The organism is Pseudomonas sp. CG7 (genome assembly GCF_023701885.1).
Lineage (GTDB): Bacteria > Pseudomonadota > Gammaproteobacteria > Pseudomonadales > Pseudomonadaceae > Aquipseudomonas > Aquipseudomonas zanjanensis.
The window spans coordinates 12,228-28,928 of record NZ_JABAEE010000078.1 but is presented as its reverse complement, the minus strand read 5'-3'; the positions used below and the strand labels follow the sequence as shown (position 1 = coordinate 28,928).

The window sequence follows — 16,701 nt, the reverse complement described above, 5'->3', positions numbered from 1 at the left end:
TTTGCCGCCCAATCAGTACGAGCGGCAAACAGCCTGAAAACACCGATTGAGGTGTCCGGAAAAAGTTGACCACCTCAGCCATCAAATTCAACATATCCGTTGCATGTCACACCGCCTTCGCGAGCAAGCCCGCTCCCACATTTATCTGTGGCGGATCACCAACCTGCAATCACCGTAAACCCCTGTGGGAGCGAGCTTGCTCGCGATGAGGCCACCAAATTCAACATTACCGTTTCAGACACACCGCTATCGCGGGCAAGCTCGCTCCCACAGGGTGGTGTGTCAGTTGGGGTGCATTACGCCAACACATCCGCAATCACCACCAACGTATCGCCACACTGCACCAGCCCGGGAAAGTGCCGGGCCGCTAGGAGGCCGCTGCGGGCGGCGCGGTATTCGACCGGGGCGACGCCGCTGCGGGTGGTGTCATGGATACGCGCCACCACCTCACCCCGGGTGACGTTTTCACCAAGATCACGACACATCTCCAGCAAGCCGTTGTGTTCGCTGGCGATGAAACAACTGGCATCCGGCATGTCGAGCACCAACGACGGCTGCAACTCGATCGTGCCCCTTAGGATGCCGGCGTGGATCAGCAGGTTGCGCACCCCACGCTCGGCAATCGCCACGCTGCGGGCAGTCGACGAACCGCCGCCGCCCAGTTCGGTGGTGACGAACACCTTGCCCTGGGATTCGGCCGCCGTGTCGTACATCGCCCCGGCGTCCAGCTCCAACATGCGCATGCAATATGGCGCGTTGAACGCCAGCATCCCGGCCTCGCAGCGGGCCTGTTGCTGTTTGTCCGGCAAGACGTGGCAGGCGGCGAACGGCAGGAAATCCAGGGTCCGGCCACCGGAGTGAATGTCCAGGACAATGTCTGCCAACGGCAACAACGTGCGATTGAAATAGTCGGCGATTTTCTCGGTAACGGAGCCGTCCGGCCGGCCGGGAAAACTGCGGTTCAGGTTGCCCTTGTCGATGGGTGAAGTGCGGCGCCCGCCATGGAACGCCGGGGTATTCATGAACGGCACGATGATCACTCGCCCGCTGACGTCCTCGGCGGTCAACTGCTGGGCCAGTTTGCTCAAGGCCACCGGGCCTTCGTATTCATCACCGTGGTTGCCACCGCTGAGCAGCGCCGTCGGGCCGCTGCCGCGCTGGATGACGGTGATGGGGATCATCACTGCGCCCCAGGCCGAATCGTCCCGCGAATACGGCAGCTTGAGAAAGCCGTGCTGCACGCCCTCGCGGCTGAAGTCGACCGTGGCGCTGATGGGATTGTTGGGCACGTCAGGCATGGCTCAATCCTTCACAAACAGTTGACGAGGCACGTTGCACAGCGTCTCGACGCCGTTTTCGGTGATCAAAATGCTCTCGGTGATATCCAAGCCCCAATCGTCCATCCACAGCCCCGGCATGAAGTGGAAGGTCATGCCCGGTTGCAACACGCTGTTGTCGCCAGGGCGCAGGCTCATGGTGCGCTCGCCCCAATCAGGCGGATAACTGATGCCGATGGGGTAGCCGCAACGGCTGTCCTTGTGGATGCCGAACTTCTCCAGCACCTTGAAAAACGCCACGGCAATGTCGCCGGTGGTGTTGCCCGGCTTGGCCGCGTCCAGGCCGGCGGCGATGCCCTCGACCACGGCTTTTTCACCGTCGAGGAAATGTCGGGGCGGCTTGCCCAGGTAAATCGTCCGCGACAGCGGGCAGTGGTAACGCTTGTAGCAACCGGCGATCTCGAAGAAGGTGCCGGCGCCTTGTTCGAACGGCGAATCGTCCCAGGTCAGGTGCGGCGCGCTGGCATCGGCCCCGGTGGGCAACAGCGGCCCGATGGCCGGGTAGTCGCCGCCATGGCCATCGGCACCGAGGATGCCGCTGCTGTAGATCTCGGCCACCAGTTCGTTCTTGCGCATGCCCGGTTCGATGCGTTCGAGGATCCGGCTGTGCATGTTCTCGCCGATGCGCGCGGCGATGCGCATGTAGGCGATTTCCTGGGGCGACTTCACGGCCCGCTGCCAGTTCACCAGGCCCACCGCGTCTACCAGCGTCGCCTCGGGCAAGTGCTTTTGCAGCGACAGGTACGCGGCGGCGCTGAAGTAATAGTTGTCCATCTCCACGCCAATGCTCAGCGCGCCCCAGCCACGGGCGATGATCACCTCCCGGGACAGGTAGTCCATGGGATGGCGCTCGCGGGACTGCACGTAGATGTCCGGGTAGCCGACGATGTTGTCGGCCTGCATGAACACCGTGCGCTTGGCACCGTTGGCATCCTGGCCGCGACCGAACCACACGGGCTCGCCCTCCAGCGCCAGCAGCACGCACTGGTGCACATAGAACGACCAACCGTCATAGCCGGTGAGCCAAGCCATGTTCGACGGATCGGTGACCAGCAGCAGCTCCAGGCCCTGGGCCTGCATGGCCGCGCGAACCTTCGCCAGGCGCTGGGCGTATTCCTCCCGTTTAAACGGAAGATTGACGACGATCTCTGACATCCACCTGCCCTCTGTTCAATTACTCATGAAGAAAATGATCTAGCGACCGAACGCAAAGCCCTTGCCCGCCGCCCTTGCCCGCTCGAACGCCAGGTTGGCGATGGCGGTGTCCTGGGCGCCGGTGCCGGTCAGGTCGCAAAGCGTCACTTGCGCCGCATCGGAGCGCCCCTGCCGTTGCCCTGCCAATACTCGTCCCAACTCCAGAAGCGCCAGGTCATCGTGTACGGTGCCGGCCGCCAGGGCGTGGTGCAGTTCGCCGAGTACGCGGGTCTGGCTCAGGCGATCGGCGACATAGCAATCGATGGCCGCCAGGGCTTGCGGGGAAATTTCGTTCTTGTGCTCCGCGTCCGAACCCATCGCCGTGATGTGCAGGCCGGGATGCAGATGGCGAGCTTGGATCAACGGTTCGCGACTGGGGGTGCAGGTGATGGCGATGTCCACGGCCTCCAGGGCAGCATCAATGGAGACGCATGGCGTGACGGCGAGCCCTGTGTCGCGAGCGAGCCCGGCGCTGAACGCCTGGGCCTTTTGTACATCACGCGCCCAGACCCGCACCTCGTCGAAGGGCCGCACCAGGCGCAGCGCCTGAAGCTGCAACGCCGCCTGTTCGCCGGCACCGATCAGCGCGACGCTGCGACTGTCCTCGCGAGACAGGCACCGCGCCGCCACGGCACCGGCGGCGGCGGTGCGCACGGCGGTGAGGTAACCGTTGTCCAGCAACAGCGCCTCCAGCAAACCGGTGCGTGCCGAGAGCAGCATCATCATGCCGTTAAGGCTGGGCAGGCCAAGCTTGGGGTTATCGAAAAAACCCGGGCTGACCTTGATGGCGAAGCGTTCCAGGCCCGGCAGGTAAGCGGTCTTCACATCCACTTCGCCGTTGTGCTCGGGGATGTCCAATCGCAGGATCGGCGGCATCGCCACGGCGGCGGTGGCCAACAGCACGAAAGCCTGCTCGATGGCGTCGATGCTGGCCAGGTCGAGGGCCACGCAACTGCGCAGGTCAGCCTCGCTCAATAGGGTGACTTCACTCATGGCAGGGCTCCGTTAACGGTTATCAGGCATTGGCGCCAGCGATCACGCGGGCATGTTGTTCGGTGTCGACGTTGCGCCCGCTGACCACCAGAACGATGGGGCCGCGCGGCTCGACCAGGCCGTCGAGCAGCGCCGCGATGCCCACCACGGCGGCGCCTTCGAGCACCAGGCGTTCGTGGTGATAGGCGTGGCGGACGGCGTTGGCGATGGAGGCTTCCGAGAGCAGGTGCAAGTCATCACGCAGTTGCCGCGTCATGACGAAGGTGTAGCGGTTGTCCAGGCCGATGCCGCCACCGAGGGAGTCGGCCAGGGTCGGCAATTCTTCGATGTCCACCGGTTGTCCGGCGGCTAGGCTGGCGTGCATCGCCGCGCCTCGGGCCATGCTGATGCCGTGGACCTGGATCGCGGGATTGGCACTTTTGAGGGACAGGGCGACACCGGCGAACAGACCGCCACCGGATAACGGCACCAGGACCTGGGCCACGTCCGGCTGCTGCTCGAGGATCTCCAGGCCGAGGGTGCCCTGGCCGGCGATGATCGCCGGGTGATCAAAGGGCGGCAGGAAGGTTGCGCCCTGCTCTCGGGCGATGCGCTCGGCTTCGCGTTGGGCGTCGTCCTGGGACTGGCCGACGATGCACACCTCGGCGCCCAAATCGCGAATCGCCTGTACCTTGTTGGCCGGTACCAGGTTCGACAGGCAGACAATCGCCCGGACGCCCTGCTGCGAGGCCGCGTGAGCGAGCGCCCGGCCATGATTACCGGTCGACGCGGTGACCACGCCCTGGGCCTTCTGCTCCGAACTGAGTTGCGCGACGGCATTGCTCGCCCCGCGCAGCTTGAAGCTGCCGGTGATTTGCAGGGACTCCAGCTTGAGATACACCGGCACGCCCATCAACCGAGTCAGGCTCGGGGAATGCTCCATGGGCGTGCGCCTGACCTGCGACTCTATGCGCTGGCGGGCGAGGTAAATGTCCTGAAGCTGCAACCCTGTCATGACTGCGTCCCGAGCGGATGTGTTGGGCGCAGTCTAAGAGGGCTGGATTGTGGTGATGAATGTACTAGGGCAATTTACTTTGCATTCAGTGTCGGCTGAAAGATCGACAAATTCAGCATGACCCACCTATCCCTGTGGCGAGGGAGCTTGCTCCCGCTGGGCTGCGCAGCAGCCCCAAATCCATTCAACCAGATGTATCTGCAGACAGTTAACTGTTTTTACGACTGCTTCGCAGCCGAGCGGGAGCAAGCTCCCTCGCCACAAAGGCACATGCAACTTTGGAGAAAGCCCACTGCTTGCCTATCAAAAATCATGAATCTGCGGATACTGGTTGAAGATCTCGCGCATGCCGATCAGCGCATGGCGCATTTCTTCATCGCTGCATTCGGCGCCGACACACACTCGCACCGCGCGCGGTCGAGGAGTGCCGCGTACGGTGAACGGGTCGGGGGAAGTGACCGCGATGTGCTTGTGGCGCAGCGCCCGCACCAGGCTGTCCACTTCCCAGTGAGGCGGGATGCCGATCCAGGCGTTCAAGGCATGAGGATGCTGGGCCAACACATGCTCGCCCATGTATTCGGTGACCATCGCCTGGCGCCCAGCCAACAGTTGGCGCTGCAACTGCACCAGCGACTCGGCGCGGCCATCGCGGATCCAGCGGGTGGCGATCTCCGAGACCATCGGCGTGGCCATCCAGCTGTTGACCCGCAGAATGCTCTCGGTACGCAACGCCAAGCGCTTGGGCACCACCAGGTAGCCGATGCGCAACCCCGTGAGCACCGACTTGGTCATGCTCGTGCAGTAGAACGACAGTTCCGGCAGGTAATGACTGATGGGCGGCGCGCGGCGTTCGTCCAGCAGCGGACCGTACACATCATCCTCGATAACGTGCACACCGAAGCGCCGGGCGATCTCGGCGATTTCCCGGCGCCGGGCGTCGGGCATCAGGCTGGTGGTGGGGTTGTTCAGGTTCGGTGTGCACACCAGCGCCGTGATGCGCTCGTTGCTGCACATGTCTTCGAAATGTTCGGGGTCGATGCCATGGCGATCCATCTCCAGGCCCTTGAGGGTGAAGCCCAACACCTGGGAATTGCCGATCACGCCGTGGTCGGTCAAACCTTCGCAGAGCACCACATCGTCGGGGCCCGCCAGGGAAGCGAGCGCCAGGAAAATCCCATGGGCCGCGCCGTTGGTGATCAGCACATCGTTACGGTCGACTTTCAGCCCTTGCCGGCCAATCCACTGCGTCGCCGCTTCGCGATGGGATTCGAAACCGGCGATGGGCCGAAACGCGTGAATCCACGGCTGATCCTCTTCAGTGCTCAACGCCGCGCAGGTATCCCGCCAGGCCTGGTCATGCTCGCGGGTGTGGAGGATGCGAGTGATGGAAAAATCCACCAGCGCCCGCTCGGGGCTGTCGAGTATGTAGGTGGCGACCCGGTCGCTCATGCGCCGCGAAACAAAACTGCCGCGCCCTACTTCGCAACGGACCAGCCCTTGGCGCTCCAACTCCTTGTAGGCGTTGGTGACGGTCTGCACGCTGATGCCCATGGCGTCGGCCACCTGCCGCTGCGGCGGCAGGCGCTGGTCGTTGGCCAAGGCGCCCTGTTCGATATCGTCGGCAATGGCCTGCACCAGGATCTTGTATTTGGACTCACCGCTGCGGGCGAGGTCCAAGGCTGACTTCCACTTATCCATGACAACTGCAACCGGCGTGTGTAGGGGTGCGCACAGCATTGCGCGGCCCTCGCGGCAAAGCAATTGTCCTAGTGCAATACAATCAATGCCGGGGCTTTTGTATGCTCGGTCCAAGGTCGTCACCCAGGCGGGCTTATCGCCCCGACAAAAAGCCGGATCGACCTGTACCGGCGCCGTTCCCGATTCCAGGCCACGCCCGGATCCGCCGCTGTACGCTTTGCTCTTGTCACACTGCCTCCTACCACAGAGCCGTCAAACGACGGATCCACAAGAAACAGGAGATTTTATCGATGAGCAATTTTCTTCCCAGCACCCATGCGCCCTTGCGTCGGCTCTTGTTGACCTGTGCCGCACTGGGCCTGGCCGGCAGCGTTCAAGCGGCCACCTTGGATACCGTCAAAAGCAACAGCAGCATCCGGATCGGCTACGCCAACGAGACCCCATTCGCCTTCACCGAAACCGACGGCACCGTCACCGGTGAGTCGCCGGAGATCGCCAAGATCATTTTCGCCAGGATGGGCATCAAGCAGGTCAATGGCGTGCTCACCGAATGGGGCTCGCTGATCCCTGGCCTGCGCGCGGGTCGCTTCGATGTAATTGCCGCCGGCATGTACATCACCCCGTCGCGCTGCAAGCAAGTGTTGTTCACCGATCCGCAGTATCAATTGCCCGACGCGGTGCTCGTGGCCAAGGGCAACCCGAAAAAACTCCACAGCTATGAAGACATCGCCAAGCAACCGGACGTGAAGCTGGCCATCATGGCCGGCACGGTGAACCTGGCCTATGCCCGCGACTCCGGGGGCAAGGACGATCAGATCCTCCAGGTCCCCGACACCACCGCGCAATTGCAAGCCGTGCGCGCCGGTCGCGCCGACGCGGCCGTCGGCACCCAACTGACCATGAAGGGCCTGGCCAGCAAGGGTGGCGACAAAGTCGAGGCGATGACCGAATTCAAGGACGACCCGTCCCACATCGGCTACGGCGCCTTGGCCTTCCGCCCCGAGGACAAAGACCTGCGCGACGCGGTCAATGCCGAGCTGAAGACGTGGCTGGGTTCGGAGGAACACCTCAAGGCCGTCGCGCCATTCGGTTTCGACAAATCCAACGTCACCAGCAAGACCGCGGCCGAGCTTTGCGCTCAGCCCTAATGGCACGCCGAAACGGGCATGACGCGCAGGCGTGATGCCTGTTCCCTGTTTCATCGGATATCGGGTTGAACCATGGGCGAATTACTTCCGTTATTGATTCAAGGGGCCTGGGGTACGCTCCAGGTGACGTTCTTCGGCTCGCTGCTGGCGATTGTCGCGGCGGTCCTCGCGGCCCTCGGACGGCTGTCGCCGTGGCGCGCGTTGCGCTGGTTTTCCATCACCTACATCGAAGTGTTTCGTGGCACTTCGTTGCTGGTGCAATTGTTCTGGCTGTTCTTCGTGCTGCCGCTGCCGCCCTTCAATGTGGAGCTGAGCCCCTACGCCGTGGCCATCGTCGGCCTGGGCCTGCACATCGGCGCCTACGGGGCCGAAGTGATGCGCGGCGCCATCAGCTCGGTCGCCAAGGGCCAATACGAAGCCTGCACAGCGTTGAATTTCAGCGGCTTCACCCGCTTCAAGCGAATCATCTTGCCCCAGGCATTGCTGGCGGCGATTCCACCGGGCACCAACCTGTTGATCGAGTTGCTGAAGAACACCTCGCTGGTGTCGCTGATCACCTTGTCCGACCTGAGCTTCCGGGCGCGCCAGTTGGATCAGGCGACGTTCCAGACCCTGGAGGTCTTCAGCCTGGCGCTGGTGCTGTATTTCATTCTCGCCCAAGCCATCAACTTCGGTATGCGCAACGTCGAGCGACGGCTGAGCCGGGGCCGGATGCGTGGAGGTCTGTCATGACGCTGTTCGACTGGTCCTACGCCGCACTGATCCTCCCGGACCTGCTGCGCGCCTCCCTCAATACCGTGGGCATTACCCTGATCGGTTTCCTGATCGCGATCGTGCTGGGGCTGTTCCTGGCGATTGGCCGGCGCAGTCGCAAGTTCTGGCTGTCGTGGCCGGCCACGGCGGTGATCGAGTTCATCCGCAGCACGCCGTTGCTGATCCAGGTGTATTTCCTCTACTACGTGCTGCCCAACTACGGCTTGAGCCTGACGGCCATGCAAGTCGGCATCCTCGGCATCGGCCTGCACTATGCCTGCTACATCGCCGAGGTCTATCGCAGTGGCCTCGACGCGGTGCCACGGGCGCAGTGGGAAGCGGTGACGGCGTTGAACATCGCGCCGTACGACGCCTACCGCAACATCATCCTGCCCCAGGCGCTGCGACCGATCGTGCCGCCCCTGGGCAACTACCTGGTGGCAATGCTCAAGGACACGCCGGTGCTGTCGGCGATCACCGTGGTGGAAATCATGCAGCAGGCCAAGAACATCGGTTCCGAGCATTTCCGTTACCTGGAACCCATCACCCTGGTCGGCCTGTTCTTCCTCGCCCTGAGCCTCGCCTTGGCTTATCTGGTACGGCGCCTTGAAACGCGCATGGAGCTACGCTAATGACTTTACCCCTGTCCACGCCCACCGATTTGTCCCGGCGCAGCACGCTGGCGTCACAGCAGGAGGCCCCGGCCATGCAAATTCCGACACCGTCCCGGCCGATTGTGAGTTTCCAGGACGTGACCAAAAGCTACGGCAGCTTCACGGTACTCGACCATCTGAACCTGGATGTCGCGCCCGGTGAAAAAGTCGCGATCATCGGCCCCAGCGGTTCGGGCAAGTCCACGCTGCTGCGGGTGCTGATGACCCTGGAAGGCATCGACCAGGGCCAGATCCGCGTCGAGGACGACTCGCTGACCCACATGCCCAACCGCAACGGCGTACTGGTGCCGGCCAACGACCGGCACATCCGCCGGGTGCGCGGCAAGATCGGCATGGTGTTCCAGAGCTTCAATCTGTTCCCCCACATGACCGCGCTGCAGAACGTGATCGAGGCGCCGGTGCAGGTGCTGGGCATGAACCCGAAGGAAGCCCGGGATCGCGCCGCCGACCTGCTGGAACTGGTGGGGCTGGGCAACAAGCTCGACCATTACCCATCGCAACTGTCCGGCGGCCAGCAGCAGCGGGTGGCGATTGCCCGGGCGTTGGCGATGCGGCCCAAGGTGATGTTGGTTGACGAGGTGACTTCGGCGCTGGCTCCGGAGGTGTGCGGCGAGGTGCTGAATGTGATCCGCAAACTGGGGGCCGAACACAACCTGACCATGCTGATGGTGACCCACCAGATGGGGTTTGCGCGAGAGTTCGCTGATCGGGTGTGCTTCTTCTACAAGGGGCAGATCCATGAACAAGGCACGCCTGCGCAGATTTTCGAGAATCCGCAGCAGGAGCGTACGTGTGCGTTCTTGAGTGCGGTGAAAGAGGCGAATTGCCCCCTAATTACTCAAGTGAACACCTCCGTGGCGAGGGAGCTTGCTCCCGCTGGACCGGTCCGACGCTTCGGGCGCAGCAGGCCCAAATCAGCGAACGCGGTGTGTCAGGAGAATCAAGGCGAATGCTCTCAGGACTGCTTCGCAGCCCAGCGGGAGCAAGCTCCCTCGCCACAAAAGCCCAAACGCTAGTCGCAAAAAAAGGGGGACCCATTTCCGGGGTCCCCCTTTCATTTACCGCCCAGCGATCAAGGATACTGCTGGTAAGTCTGGCCCTGCTGCTGCGGCGCCTGGTACTGCTGCCCAGGAATGGCCTTGAGATTAACCTCGACCCGACGGTTCTGCGCGCGGCCATTGACGTCGGCGTTGCTCGCCACCGGGTTGTCCGGGCCGGCGCCACGGGCTGACAGGTTGGCACCGCTCACGCCCTGGGACGTCAGGTAGGGCGCCACGCTCTGGGCGCGGCGCTGGGACAGGTCCATGTTGTGCTGGCGGCTGCCGGTGCTGTCGGTGTAACCGACGATTTCGATCTGGTTCTGGCTGAATTCCTTGAGGGAGTTGGCCAGGTTGTTCAGCGGCTGGTAGAAACTGGACGCGATGTTCGCCGAATCGGTAGCGAAGGTGATGTTGCCCGGCATGATCAGCTTGATCTGGTCGCCCTGGCGCTGCACTTCAACACCGGTATTGGCCATGCTCGCGCGCAGTTTCTTTTCCTGCTGGTCGGCGTAGTAGCCGTAGCCGGCCGCGGAAGCCCCCACCACCGCCGCGCCGATCAAGGCGCCCTTGCCACGGTTATCGTGACCAATGGCCGCACCGGCCAGCGCCCCCGCCAGTGCCCCGAGGCCGCCGTACTTGGCGGTTTTGCTCATGCCCGACGATTCGGTAGAGGCCTGGCCCTGGTTGTCATAGGGGTTGGGCGACGCACAGCCGGACAACAAGGCCACAGCAGTAGCGACAACAATCAAGCGACGCGAGGTGAACATGAAGATGCTCCTGGGATTTTCAGTCTGGTTGCCAAAGTGTAGGCAATCGACTCTGGCAGGCGTTGGAACGCGACAACCGTTAAAAATTCCGTCCCGCTGCGTCGCGCTTCGCCCGGCTGCCGGACAAAATCCGTCGTCCGGGCGAAGTACCCTCAACCCTGCGCCAGACAGCGGCTCACGCCCCTGACAATCATCTCCACTTCGCGCCCATCGATCGTCAGCGGCGGCAGCAGGCGAATGGTCTGGCCCCGGGTGACATTGATCAGCAGGCCGTGGTCCTGGGCAGCACGAAGGGTCAGGTCGCGGACCGGTTGCTTGAGTTCGATGCCGATCATCAAGCCTTGGCCGCGAATCGCCAATACGTTCGGGGTGTCCGCCAGTTCGGCCCGCAGCCGACCCAGCAATTGTTCGCCCTGCTGCCTGGCGTTATCCACCAGGGCTTGTTCCTCGATGATGTCCAGCACCGTGCAGCCGACCCGACAGGCCAATGGATTGCCACCGAACGTGCTGCCATGGCTGCCCGGGGTAAACAGCTCGGCGGCCTTGCCCCGTGCCAGGCAGGCACCGATGGGCACGCCGTTGCCCAGGCCTTTGGCCAGGGTCATGACGTCCGGCACGATGCCCTCGTGCTGGAACGCGAACCATTGGCCGGTACGACCGATGCCGGTCTGGATCTCGTCGAGCATCAACAGCCAGGCGCGCCGACTGCACAGCTGCCGCAAGGCCTTGAGGTAACCCGGCGGGGCGAGTTGCACACCGCTTTCGCCCTGGATCGGCTCCACCAGCACCGCGACGATGCGCTCGCCATGGGCCTGTTGAATCTGTTCCAGCGCCGCAAGATCACCGAACGGCACCTTGATGAAATCCCCCGGCAAGCGGTTGTAGCCCAGCCGCACGGACGGACCATCACTGGCGGACATAGTGCCCAAGGTGCGCCCATGGAACGCGTTGTCCATGACCACCACCAACGGCTGCTCGATGCCCTTGTGCCAGCCATAGAGGCGCGCCAGTTTCAGCGCGGTTTCGTTGGCCTCGGCGCCCGAGTTGTTGAAAAAAGCTCGCTCCAGGCCGGACAGCCGGGTGAGCTTTTGCGCCAGACGCTGCTGCCAATCGATGCTGTACAGGTTGGAGGTGTGCAATAGCAGGCCGGCCTGCTCACTGATGGCGGCCACCAGCCGCGGGTGGGAATGGCCGACATTGGTCACCGCCACCCCCGCCACCGCATCGAGGTATTCGCGGCCGTCCTGGTCCCACAGGCGCGTCCCCAAGCCGCGGGTGAAACTCAGCGCCAGGGGGTGGTAAGTGGTCATCAGGCAGGCAGCGGTCATGGCATCAAGCTCCATCGGGTGGTTTTTTCCAGTATGGTTAGCCACCCTTGATGGATAAACGCCACTTTACTTCAATCATCTATAAGCTGAGCTTGATAATGGACCTGTTCCAGGCAATGACCGTTTACGTGAAAGTGGTGGAGTCCGGCAGCCTGACAGCGGCAGCCCAGGCCTGCGAAATGTCGACCACCATGGTAGGCAATCATCTTCGCGCGCTGGAGCAACGTCTCGGCGTGCGCCTGATCAATCGTACGACTCGTCGCCAGCGCCTGACTGAATTCGGCGCAGCCTACTACCAGCGTTGCCTGGAAGTGCTGGGGCTGGTGGCCGATTCCGAACGCCTGGCCGAACAGACCCAGGGCGAGCCCACCGGCACCTTGCGCATCACCGCGCCGCTGACCTTCGGCACCGAACGCCTCGCGCCGGCCCTGGCCGAATTCAGCCAGCGCTTCGCTCAGGTCAAACTCGACGTGCTACTGACCAACCAGCGCCTGGACCTGCGTGACCCTGGCTTCGACGTTGCCATCCGCCGCGGCCTTCCCGACCCGAAACTGATCGTGCGTCCGCTGGTGGACTACACCCTGACCATTTGTGCCTCCCCTGCTTACCTGGCGCGCAAAGGCACGCCGCAAAAGCCCGACGATCTGCAACATCACGATTGCCTGTCGTTTGCCTATTCCGCTGGTGACGAATGGCGCTTCGCCCAGGAGCACTGGCCAATCAACGGTCCGGAAGGGGAAATCAAAGTCCCGGTGACCGGGCCGATGCTGATCAATAGCTCCTCGGGCCTGCACCGCGCCGCGTTGGCCGGCATGGGTGTGGTGATGCTGCCCGACGCGCTGGTGGCAAAGGATCTACAGGAAGGGGATCTGGTGGCGCTGCTGCAGGATTATCAACTGCCCCATCGGCCAATGAGCCTGATGTATGCCCAGGATCGCTACCGTTTGCCGAAGCTGCGCAGTTTTGTCGAGTTTGCGCTGGAGAAATGGGGTAAACCCTGATGGGCGTGCTCGATAAGTGTTGGATAAATCCCGTGGCGAGGGAGCTTGCTCCCGCTGGGGCGCGAAGCGGCCCTGCTTTGGAACTGCTACGCCAGAAGCGTCGGACCGGCCCAGCGGGAGCAAGCTCCCTCGCCACAGTTCAGGCGTTCACCCGAAGCGCTGCCCGCTAGTGACCCCGCGCCCCATCGGCTACCCTTCACCCCTGGAGAGCATTTTGATATCAGGGCTGATTGAGGGAACAACGATGGACGACGCCTCGAAGATCGATTTGCTGCGGTTCGATTTGTCCGATCTGGACGAAAGCGTGCTGCACACCATCATGGAGCTGGTCAGCGACGGCATTTGGGACTGGAACGCCAATACCGGGTTCGTCTATCGCAACCCCGGCTGGTACACCATGCTCGGTTATACGCCCCATTCCCTGAGCAATACCGTGCTGACTTGGGAGAGCGTGATCCATCCAGAGGATTATCCCCAGGTGATGGCCCTGTTCGACGACTATCTGGAACAACGGTCGCCAAAATACCAAGCCGAATACCGCTGCCGGGCCCATGACGGCTCCTATATCTGGATCGAAGACCGCGGTTATGTGATTGCTCGCAACCCCGACGGCAGCGTTGCTCGAATGATCGGCGCCCATCGCAGCATCGACGACAAGAAGCGCCTGTTCGAGCAACTCGAACGGCGTAACAAATCCCTGGAAGCGATCATCGAAGAGCGCACTCGCGAGTTGTCTCGCGTCAACCATCAACTGCAAATCCAACTCGACGAAAACCGCAGGCTCGCCGAAACCGATGCCTTGACCCTGGTCGCCAACCGCTATCGCCTGGAGCAGGCGCTGCCACTGGCCTGTGAGCGTGCCCAGCGCTTTCGCGAACCGTTGTCGCTGATCGCCATGGACGTCGACGACTTCAAGGACATCAATGACCGCTACGGCCACGCCTTTGGTGACGCAGCGCTGGTGCAGGTGGTGCAGGCGGTCAAACGCTGCGAGCGCGACGGAGACCTGTTGGTGCGCTGGGGCGGCGATGAATTCATCATGATCTTGCCAAACACGTCGTTGGCCGATGCGGTCCTGATGGCTGAAACCATTCGCCGAGGCCTGTCCGACCTGCTTCCGGTGGGCGACTTCCCGATCACCATGAGCTTTGGTGTGGTCCAGCGGCTCGACGACGAGACGCAAGAAGTACTGATGGATCGTGCAGACCAGGCGTTGTATCGCTCCAAGATGGCCGGCAAAAACGTGATCTGCAACTGAAGCCGCGATTGCCAGGAATGAACCGATGAGGCGTTTGTCGCGGTCATAGCTTTGTCCCCCCCGCGATAGGTCTTCAAAATTGCCGACTCGACTCCCCTGCTCTTCGAACCTTTTCCTGGGCTGCGCCGGCTGGTCGTTGCCCAGGGCACATTGGCCGGCGTTTCCCGATGAAGGCAGCCATTTGCCGCGCTACAGCGCACGCTTCCCGGCGGTGGAGATCAATAGTTCGTTCTATCGCCCACATCGTCCTGCCACTTACGCCAAGTGGGCGGACAGCGTGGGGCCGGACTTTCGCTTCTCGGTCAAGGTGCCAAAGCAGATCACTCACGATCGACGACTGCACGATTGCGAGGGGCTTGTGGATGAGTTCCTTGGGCAGTGTTCACAGTTGGGTGAAAAACTGGGTTGCCTGTTGATCCAATTGCCGCCATCACTGGCCTTCGACAACACCCAAGCCGAACGCTTCTTCGGGGCTTTGCGGGATCGGTATCAGGGCCCCGCGGTTCTCGAACCCCGACACCCGAGCTGGCTCGCGCCGCAGGCCATGGCGATGCTGGAGAACGAGCGGATCGGTCGTGTCGCTGCCGATCCGTCCCCCTTATCGGGGGGCGTTCGACCGGCAGGCTGGCCTGGCATTCGTTATTACCGTTTGCATGGCTCGCCGCGAATCTACTATTCCCCTTATGAGGAGACCTGGCTGAAGCAGTTCGCGCAACAATTGAAGAGCGCTGCGGATACGCCGACTTGGTGCATCTTCGATAACACCGCCAGCGGCGCCGCAACGCCGGACGCATTGCGGCTGATGGAACTGATGCGCGACTGAAATACGTACCGGCCACCGCTCCGACCGTGACAACACCGCCCGGGTCCAATAGATTAGGCGGCCGGAAAAAAGCTCAATGCCTTTCTCGCCTCATCCCGCTAACAGAAGTAGTGAAATTTCAATGTCCGATTCCAACACCGCTGAATCCGTAGTCACCCTGTCGTCCAAAGCGGAATACGAAAACTCCATCAATCTTTCACAGCATCTGCCCCAGGCCAAGACCATCAGCGAAATGGTCCTCGATGCGTTCCAGTCAAACCGCGAAAGCGACCAGATCCGCGAACTGCGCAACGCCATTCGCCAGGCCCACGATGCGTTCGATGACGACAAGGCCTACGAGTTGATGGGTCAGCTCAAGCAGCTCAAGGACGCTGAGGCTGCGGATTTTGCTGCCCTGGAAGACCTGGGCAGCCGCTTCCCGATCAGCCGCATTCTTTCCAGCTACAAAGACGACCCGTCGTTCCAGGAGCTCGTCTACGGCCTGGCTCTGAAAGTGCTGAACCAGACCCACCAGGCCATCAGCAACCCGAGCGGCAGCAAGGGCAAGGCCTCGCGGCCCAAGAAGGAAGCCGAAGTGTTTGTCATCAGCAAGGACGGCATCAGCGTCACCCTGCCCCTGCGCACGCCACGCTCCAAGCCGACCGTCGCCCGCGAAGCCTTCGAGTTCCTGGGCTTCAACTTCGTCGGCGAAGGCGACGAAGCCGAGCTGGAAAGCGAAACCTTCCTGGACAACGACGGCACTGAACAACCGGTCACCCGCAAAAGCATCGTCACCGCGCTGCAACAGCAGAAAGCGTTCGACGGCTACAGCATCGCCCAGCAATAAGCCCGAATCCGGGTCTCCTGTGGGAGCGAGCTTGCTCGCGATTGCGTCGTGTCAGTCAATATCAGTTCAACTGACCCACCGCTTCGCGAGCAAGCTCGCTCCCACAGGAATATCGATAACATCCGAATAACGATCATGAAAAAGCCCCGCGCTTCTCTCGAAGGCGGGGCTTTCCCATGGCTATGAGCGGATCAAACAGCACCAAGCCGCTCGACCATATCCGGAAACTTCTCGACCAATTTGATCAACAAAGCCGCCTGGGCATTAGGCTTGGACTTTTCCTGCTCCCAGTTCCTGAGGGTGCCCGGACTGGTCCTGATGCTCTTGGCGAAGACGGCTTGGGACATATGAAGCCTGTCGCGCAAAGCTACGATTTCCTGGGCTGACACCTCGGGAACCGGCTTGTCTTCAATCGAAATCTGGCGAAGGGTAATCTTGCCCTCGCGGTGAGCAGCCATCTCCTCGACGCCTTGCATCATCTCGGCAAACAGATCGCGCTTTTTCATAAGGTACCTCGTACTTTCAACTCAGCTTCTATGGCGCGCTTGAGCATCTTCTCTTGCTCGGAGGTCAGGCTTTCCAGTTCGTCCTTGTCATAAATCGCAAACATCCAAAACTGACGATCATGCCTCAACCAATAATAAATGACCCGCAGCCCACCTCGCTTCCCTTTGCCACGACGTTCATCGAACCAACGCAGCTTACGGAAGCCCCCGGTACGTGGCATGACGTCACCGGCCTCTGGATGCTGCTGCATATAGAACTGAAGCAGGCGATATTCATCATCGGTCAGGTAATGGCCAACCGTGGCAGTGAACGTAGTCGTTTCAAAAAATAAGGTTCGCATGGCAGAAACTATAGGCAAAT

The 16,701-nt window shown here is 62.0% G+C and carries 16 protein-coding genes and 1 pseudogene; 8 read left to right on the top strand and 9 right to left on the bottom strand.

Annotated features, from left to right (window positions below):
* Positions 1-296 precede the first annotated feature (296 nt).
* From doeB to ehuR, 5 genes are all read right to left on the bottom strand, one after another.
* A complete protein-coding gene (doeB, locus tag HGO40_RS24800; protein ID WP_250965168.1) occupies positions 297-1,298 on the bottom strand; it encodes a N(2)-acetyl-L-2,4-diaminobutanoate deacetylase DoeB in 1,002 nt (333 codons plus the stop codon).
* A gap of 3 nt (positions 1,299-1,301) precedes the next feature.
* Positions 1,302-2,492: an ectoine hydrolase DoeA gene (doeA, locus tag HGO40_RS24795; RefSeq protein ID WP_250965167.1), complete on the bottom strand. Its 1,191-nt coding sequence runs from the start codon at positions 2,490-2,492 to the stop codon at positions 1,302-1,304.
* A gap of 39 nt (positions 2,493-2,531) precedes the next feature.
* Complete coding sequence (locus HGO40_RS24790) at positions 2,532-3,524, bottom strand: cyclodeaminase (protein ID WP_250965166.1); 993 nt, start codon at positions 3,522-3,524, stop codon at positions 2,532-2,534.
* A 22-nt stretch (positions 3,525-3,546) separates the two neighbouring features.
* On the bottom strand, positions 3,547-4,518 hold the full coding sequence (eutB, locus tag HGO40_RS24785) for a hydroxyectoine utilization dehydratase EutB (protein ID WP_250965165.1): 972 nt from the start codon (positions 4,516-4,518) through the stop codon (positions 3,547-3,549).
* A 303-nt stretch (positions 4,519-4,821) separates the two neighbouring features.
* Positions 4,822-6,216, bottom strand: a complete 1,395-nt coding sequence (gene ehuR, locus HGO40_RS24780) for a MocR-like ectoine utilization transcription factor EhuR (protein WP_250965164.1) — start codon at positions 6,214-6,216, stop codon at positions 4,822-4,824.
* 290 nt (positions 6,217-6,506) lie between these two features.
* Here ehuR and ehuB point away from each other — a divergent pair, with 290 nt between their 5' ends.
* The 4 genes and pseudogenes from ehuB to ehuA form a co-directional block, all read left to right on the top strand.
* The gene (gene ehuB, locus HGO40_RS24775) at positions 6,507-7,364 is read left to right on the top strand and encodes an ectoine/hydroxyectoine ABC transporter substrate-binding protein EhuB (RefSeq protein WP_250965163.1); all 858 of its coding nucleotides are present in this window, start codon (positions 6,507-6,509) and stop codon (positions 7,362-7,364) included.
* A 72-nt stretch (positions 7,365-7,436) separates the two neighbouring features.
* Positions 7,437-8,096, top strand: a complete 660-nt coding sequence (ehuC, locus tag HGO40_RS24770; protein ID WP_250965162.1) for an ectoine/hydroxyectoine ABC transporter permease subunit EhuC — start codon at positions 7,437-7,439, stop codon at positions 8,094-8,096.
* Positions 8,093-8,749, top strand: coding sequence for an ectoine/hydroxyectoine ABC transporter permease subunit EhuD (gene ehuD / locus HGO40_RS24765; RefSeq protein ID WP_250965161.1), 657 nt, complete (start codon positions 8,093-8,095; stop codon positions 8,747-8,749). The genes ehuC and ehuD overlap by 4 nt, the downstream gene beginning before the upstream one ends.
* Positions 8,749-9,615, top strand: a pseudogene (gene ehuA / locus HGO40_RS24760) (ectoine/hydroxyectoine ABC transporter ATP-binding protein EhuA); the annotation flags it as partial. The gene ehuD and the pseudogene ehuA, both read left to right, overlap by 1 nt.
* 248 nt (positions 9,616-9,863) lie before the next feature.
* Here ehuA and HGO40_RS24755 read toward each other — a convergent pair.
* Together HGO40_RS24755 and HGO40_RS24750 are read right to left on the bottom strand one after the other, a co-directional pair.
* On the bottom strand, positions 9,864-10,598 hold the full coding sequence (locus HGO40_RS24755) for a YiaD family glycine zipper/OmpA-like lipoprotein (RefSeq protein ID WP_250965160.1): 735 nt from the start codon (positions 10,596-10,598) through the stop codon (positions 9,864-9,866).
* A gap of 152 nt (positions 10,599-10,750) precedes the next feature.
* Positions 10,751-11,926, bottom strand: a complete 1,176-nt coding sequence (locus tag HGO40_RS24750; RefSeq protein WP_250965159.1) for an aspartate aminotransferase family protein — start codon at positions 11,924-11,926, stop codon at positions 10,751-10,753.
* Positions 11,927-12,024: 98 nt separating this feature from the next.
* Between HGO40_RS24750 and HGO40_RS24745 the strand changes: the two genes are divergently transcribed.
* From HGO40_RS24745 to HGO40_RS24730, 4 genes are all read left to right on the top strand, one after another.
* Positions 12,025-12,927 carry a LysR family transcriptional regulator gene (locus tag HGO40_RS24745; protein WP_250965158.1) on the top strand — a complete coding sequence of 301 codons (903 nt, stop codon included), beginning with the start codon at positions 12,025-12,027 and terminating at the stop codon, positions 12,925-12,927.
* A 244-nt stretch (positions 12,928-13,171) separates the two neighbouring features.
* Positions 13,172-14,185 (top strand): sensor domain-containing diguanylate cyclase, encoded by a 1,014-nt coding sequence (locus HGO40_RS24740; RefSeq protein WP_250965157.1) that lies wholly within the window; start codon positions 13,172-13,174, stop codon positions 14,183-14,185.
* Between the two features lie 79 nt (positions 14,186-14,264).
* Entirely contained in the window at positions 14,265-15,008 is a 744-nt protein-coding gene (locus HGO40_RS24735; protein WP_250965156.1) for a DUF72 domain-containing protein, read from the top strand.
* A gap of 121 nt (positions 15,009-15,129) precedes the next feature.
* Positions 15,130-15,834 (top strand): hypothetical protein, encoded by a 705-nt coding sequence (locus HGO40_RS24730; RefSeq protein ID WP_250965155.1) that lies wholly within the window; start codon positions 15,130-15,132, stop codon positions 15,832-15,834.
* A gap of 191 nt (positions 15,835-16,025) precedes the next feature.
* Here HGO40_RS24730 and HGO40_RS24725 read toward each other — a convergent pair whose 3' ends face one another.
* Together HGO40_RS24725 and HGO40_RS24720 are read right to left on the bottom strand one after the other, a co-directional pair.
* On the bottom strand, positions 16,026-16,340 hold the full coding sequence (locus HGO40_RS24725; protein WP_030139928.1) for a helix-turn-helix domain-containing protein: 315 nt from the start codon (positions 16,338-16,340) through the stop codon (positions 16,026-16,028).
* On the bottom strand, positions 16,337-16,681 hold the full coding sequence (locus HGO40_RS24720; RefSeq protein WP_250965154.1) for a toxin: 345 nt from the start codon (positions 16,679-16,681) through the stop codon (positions 16,337-16,339). Before HGO40_RS24720 ends, HGO40_RS24725 begins: the two co-directional genes overlap by 4 nt.
* Between the last annotated feature and the right edge of the window lie 20 nt (positions 16,682-16,701).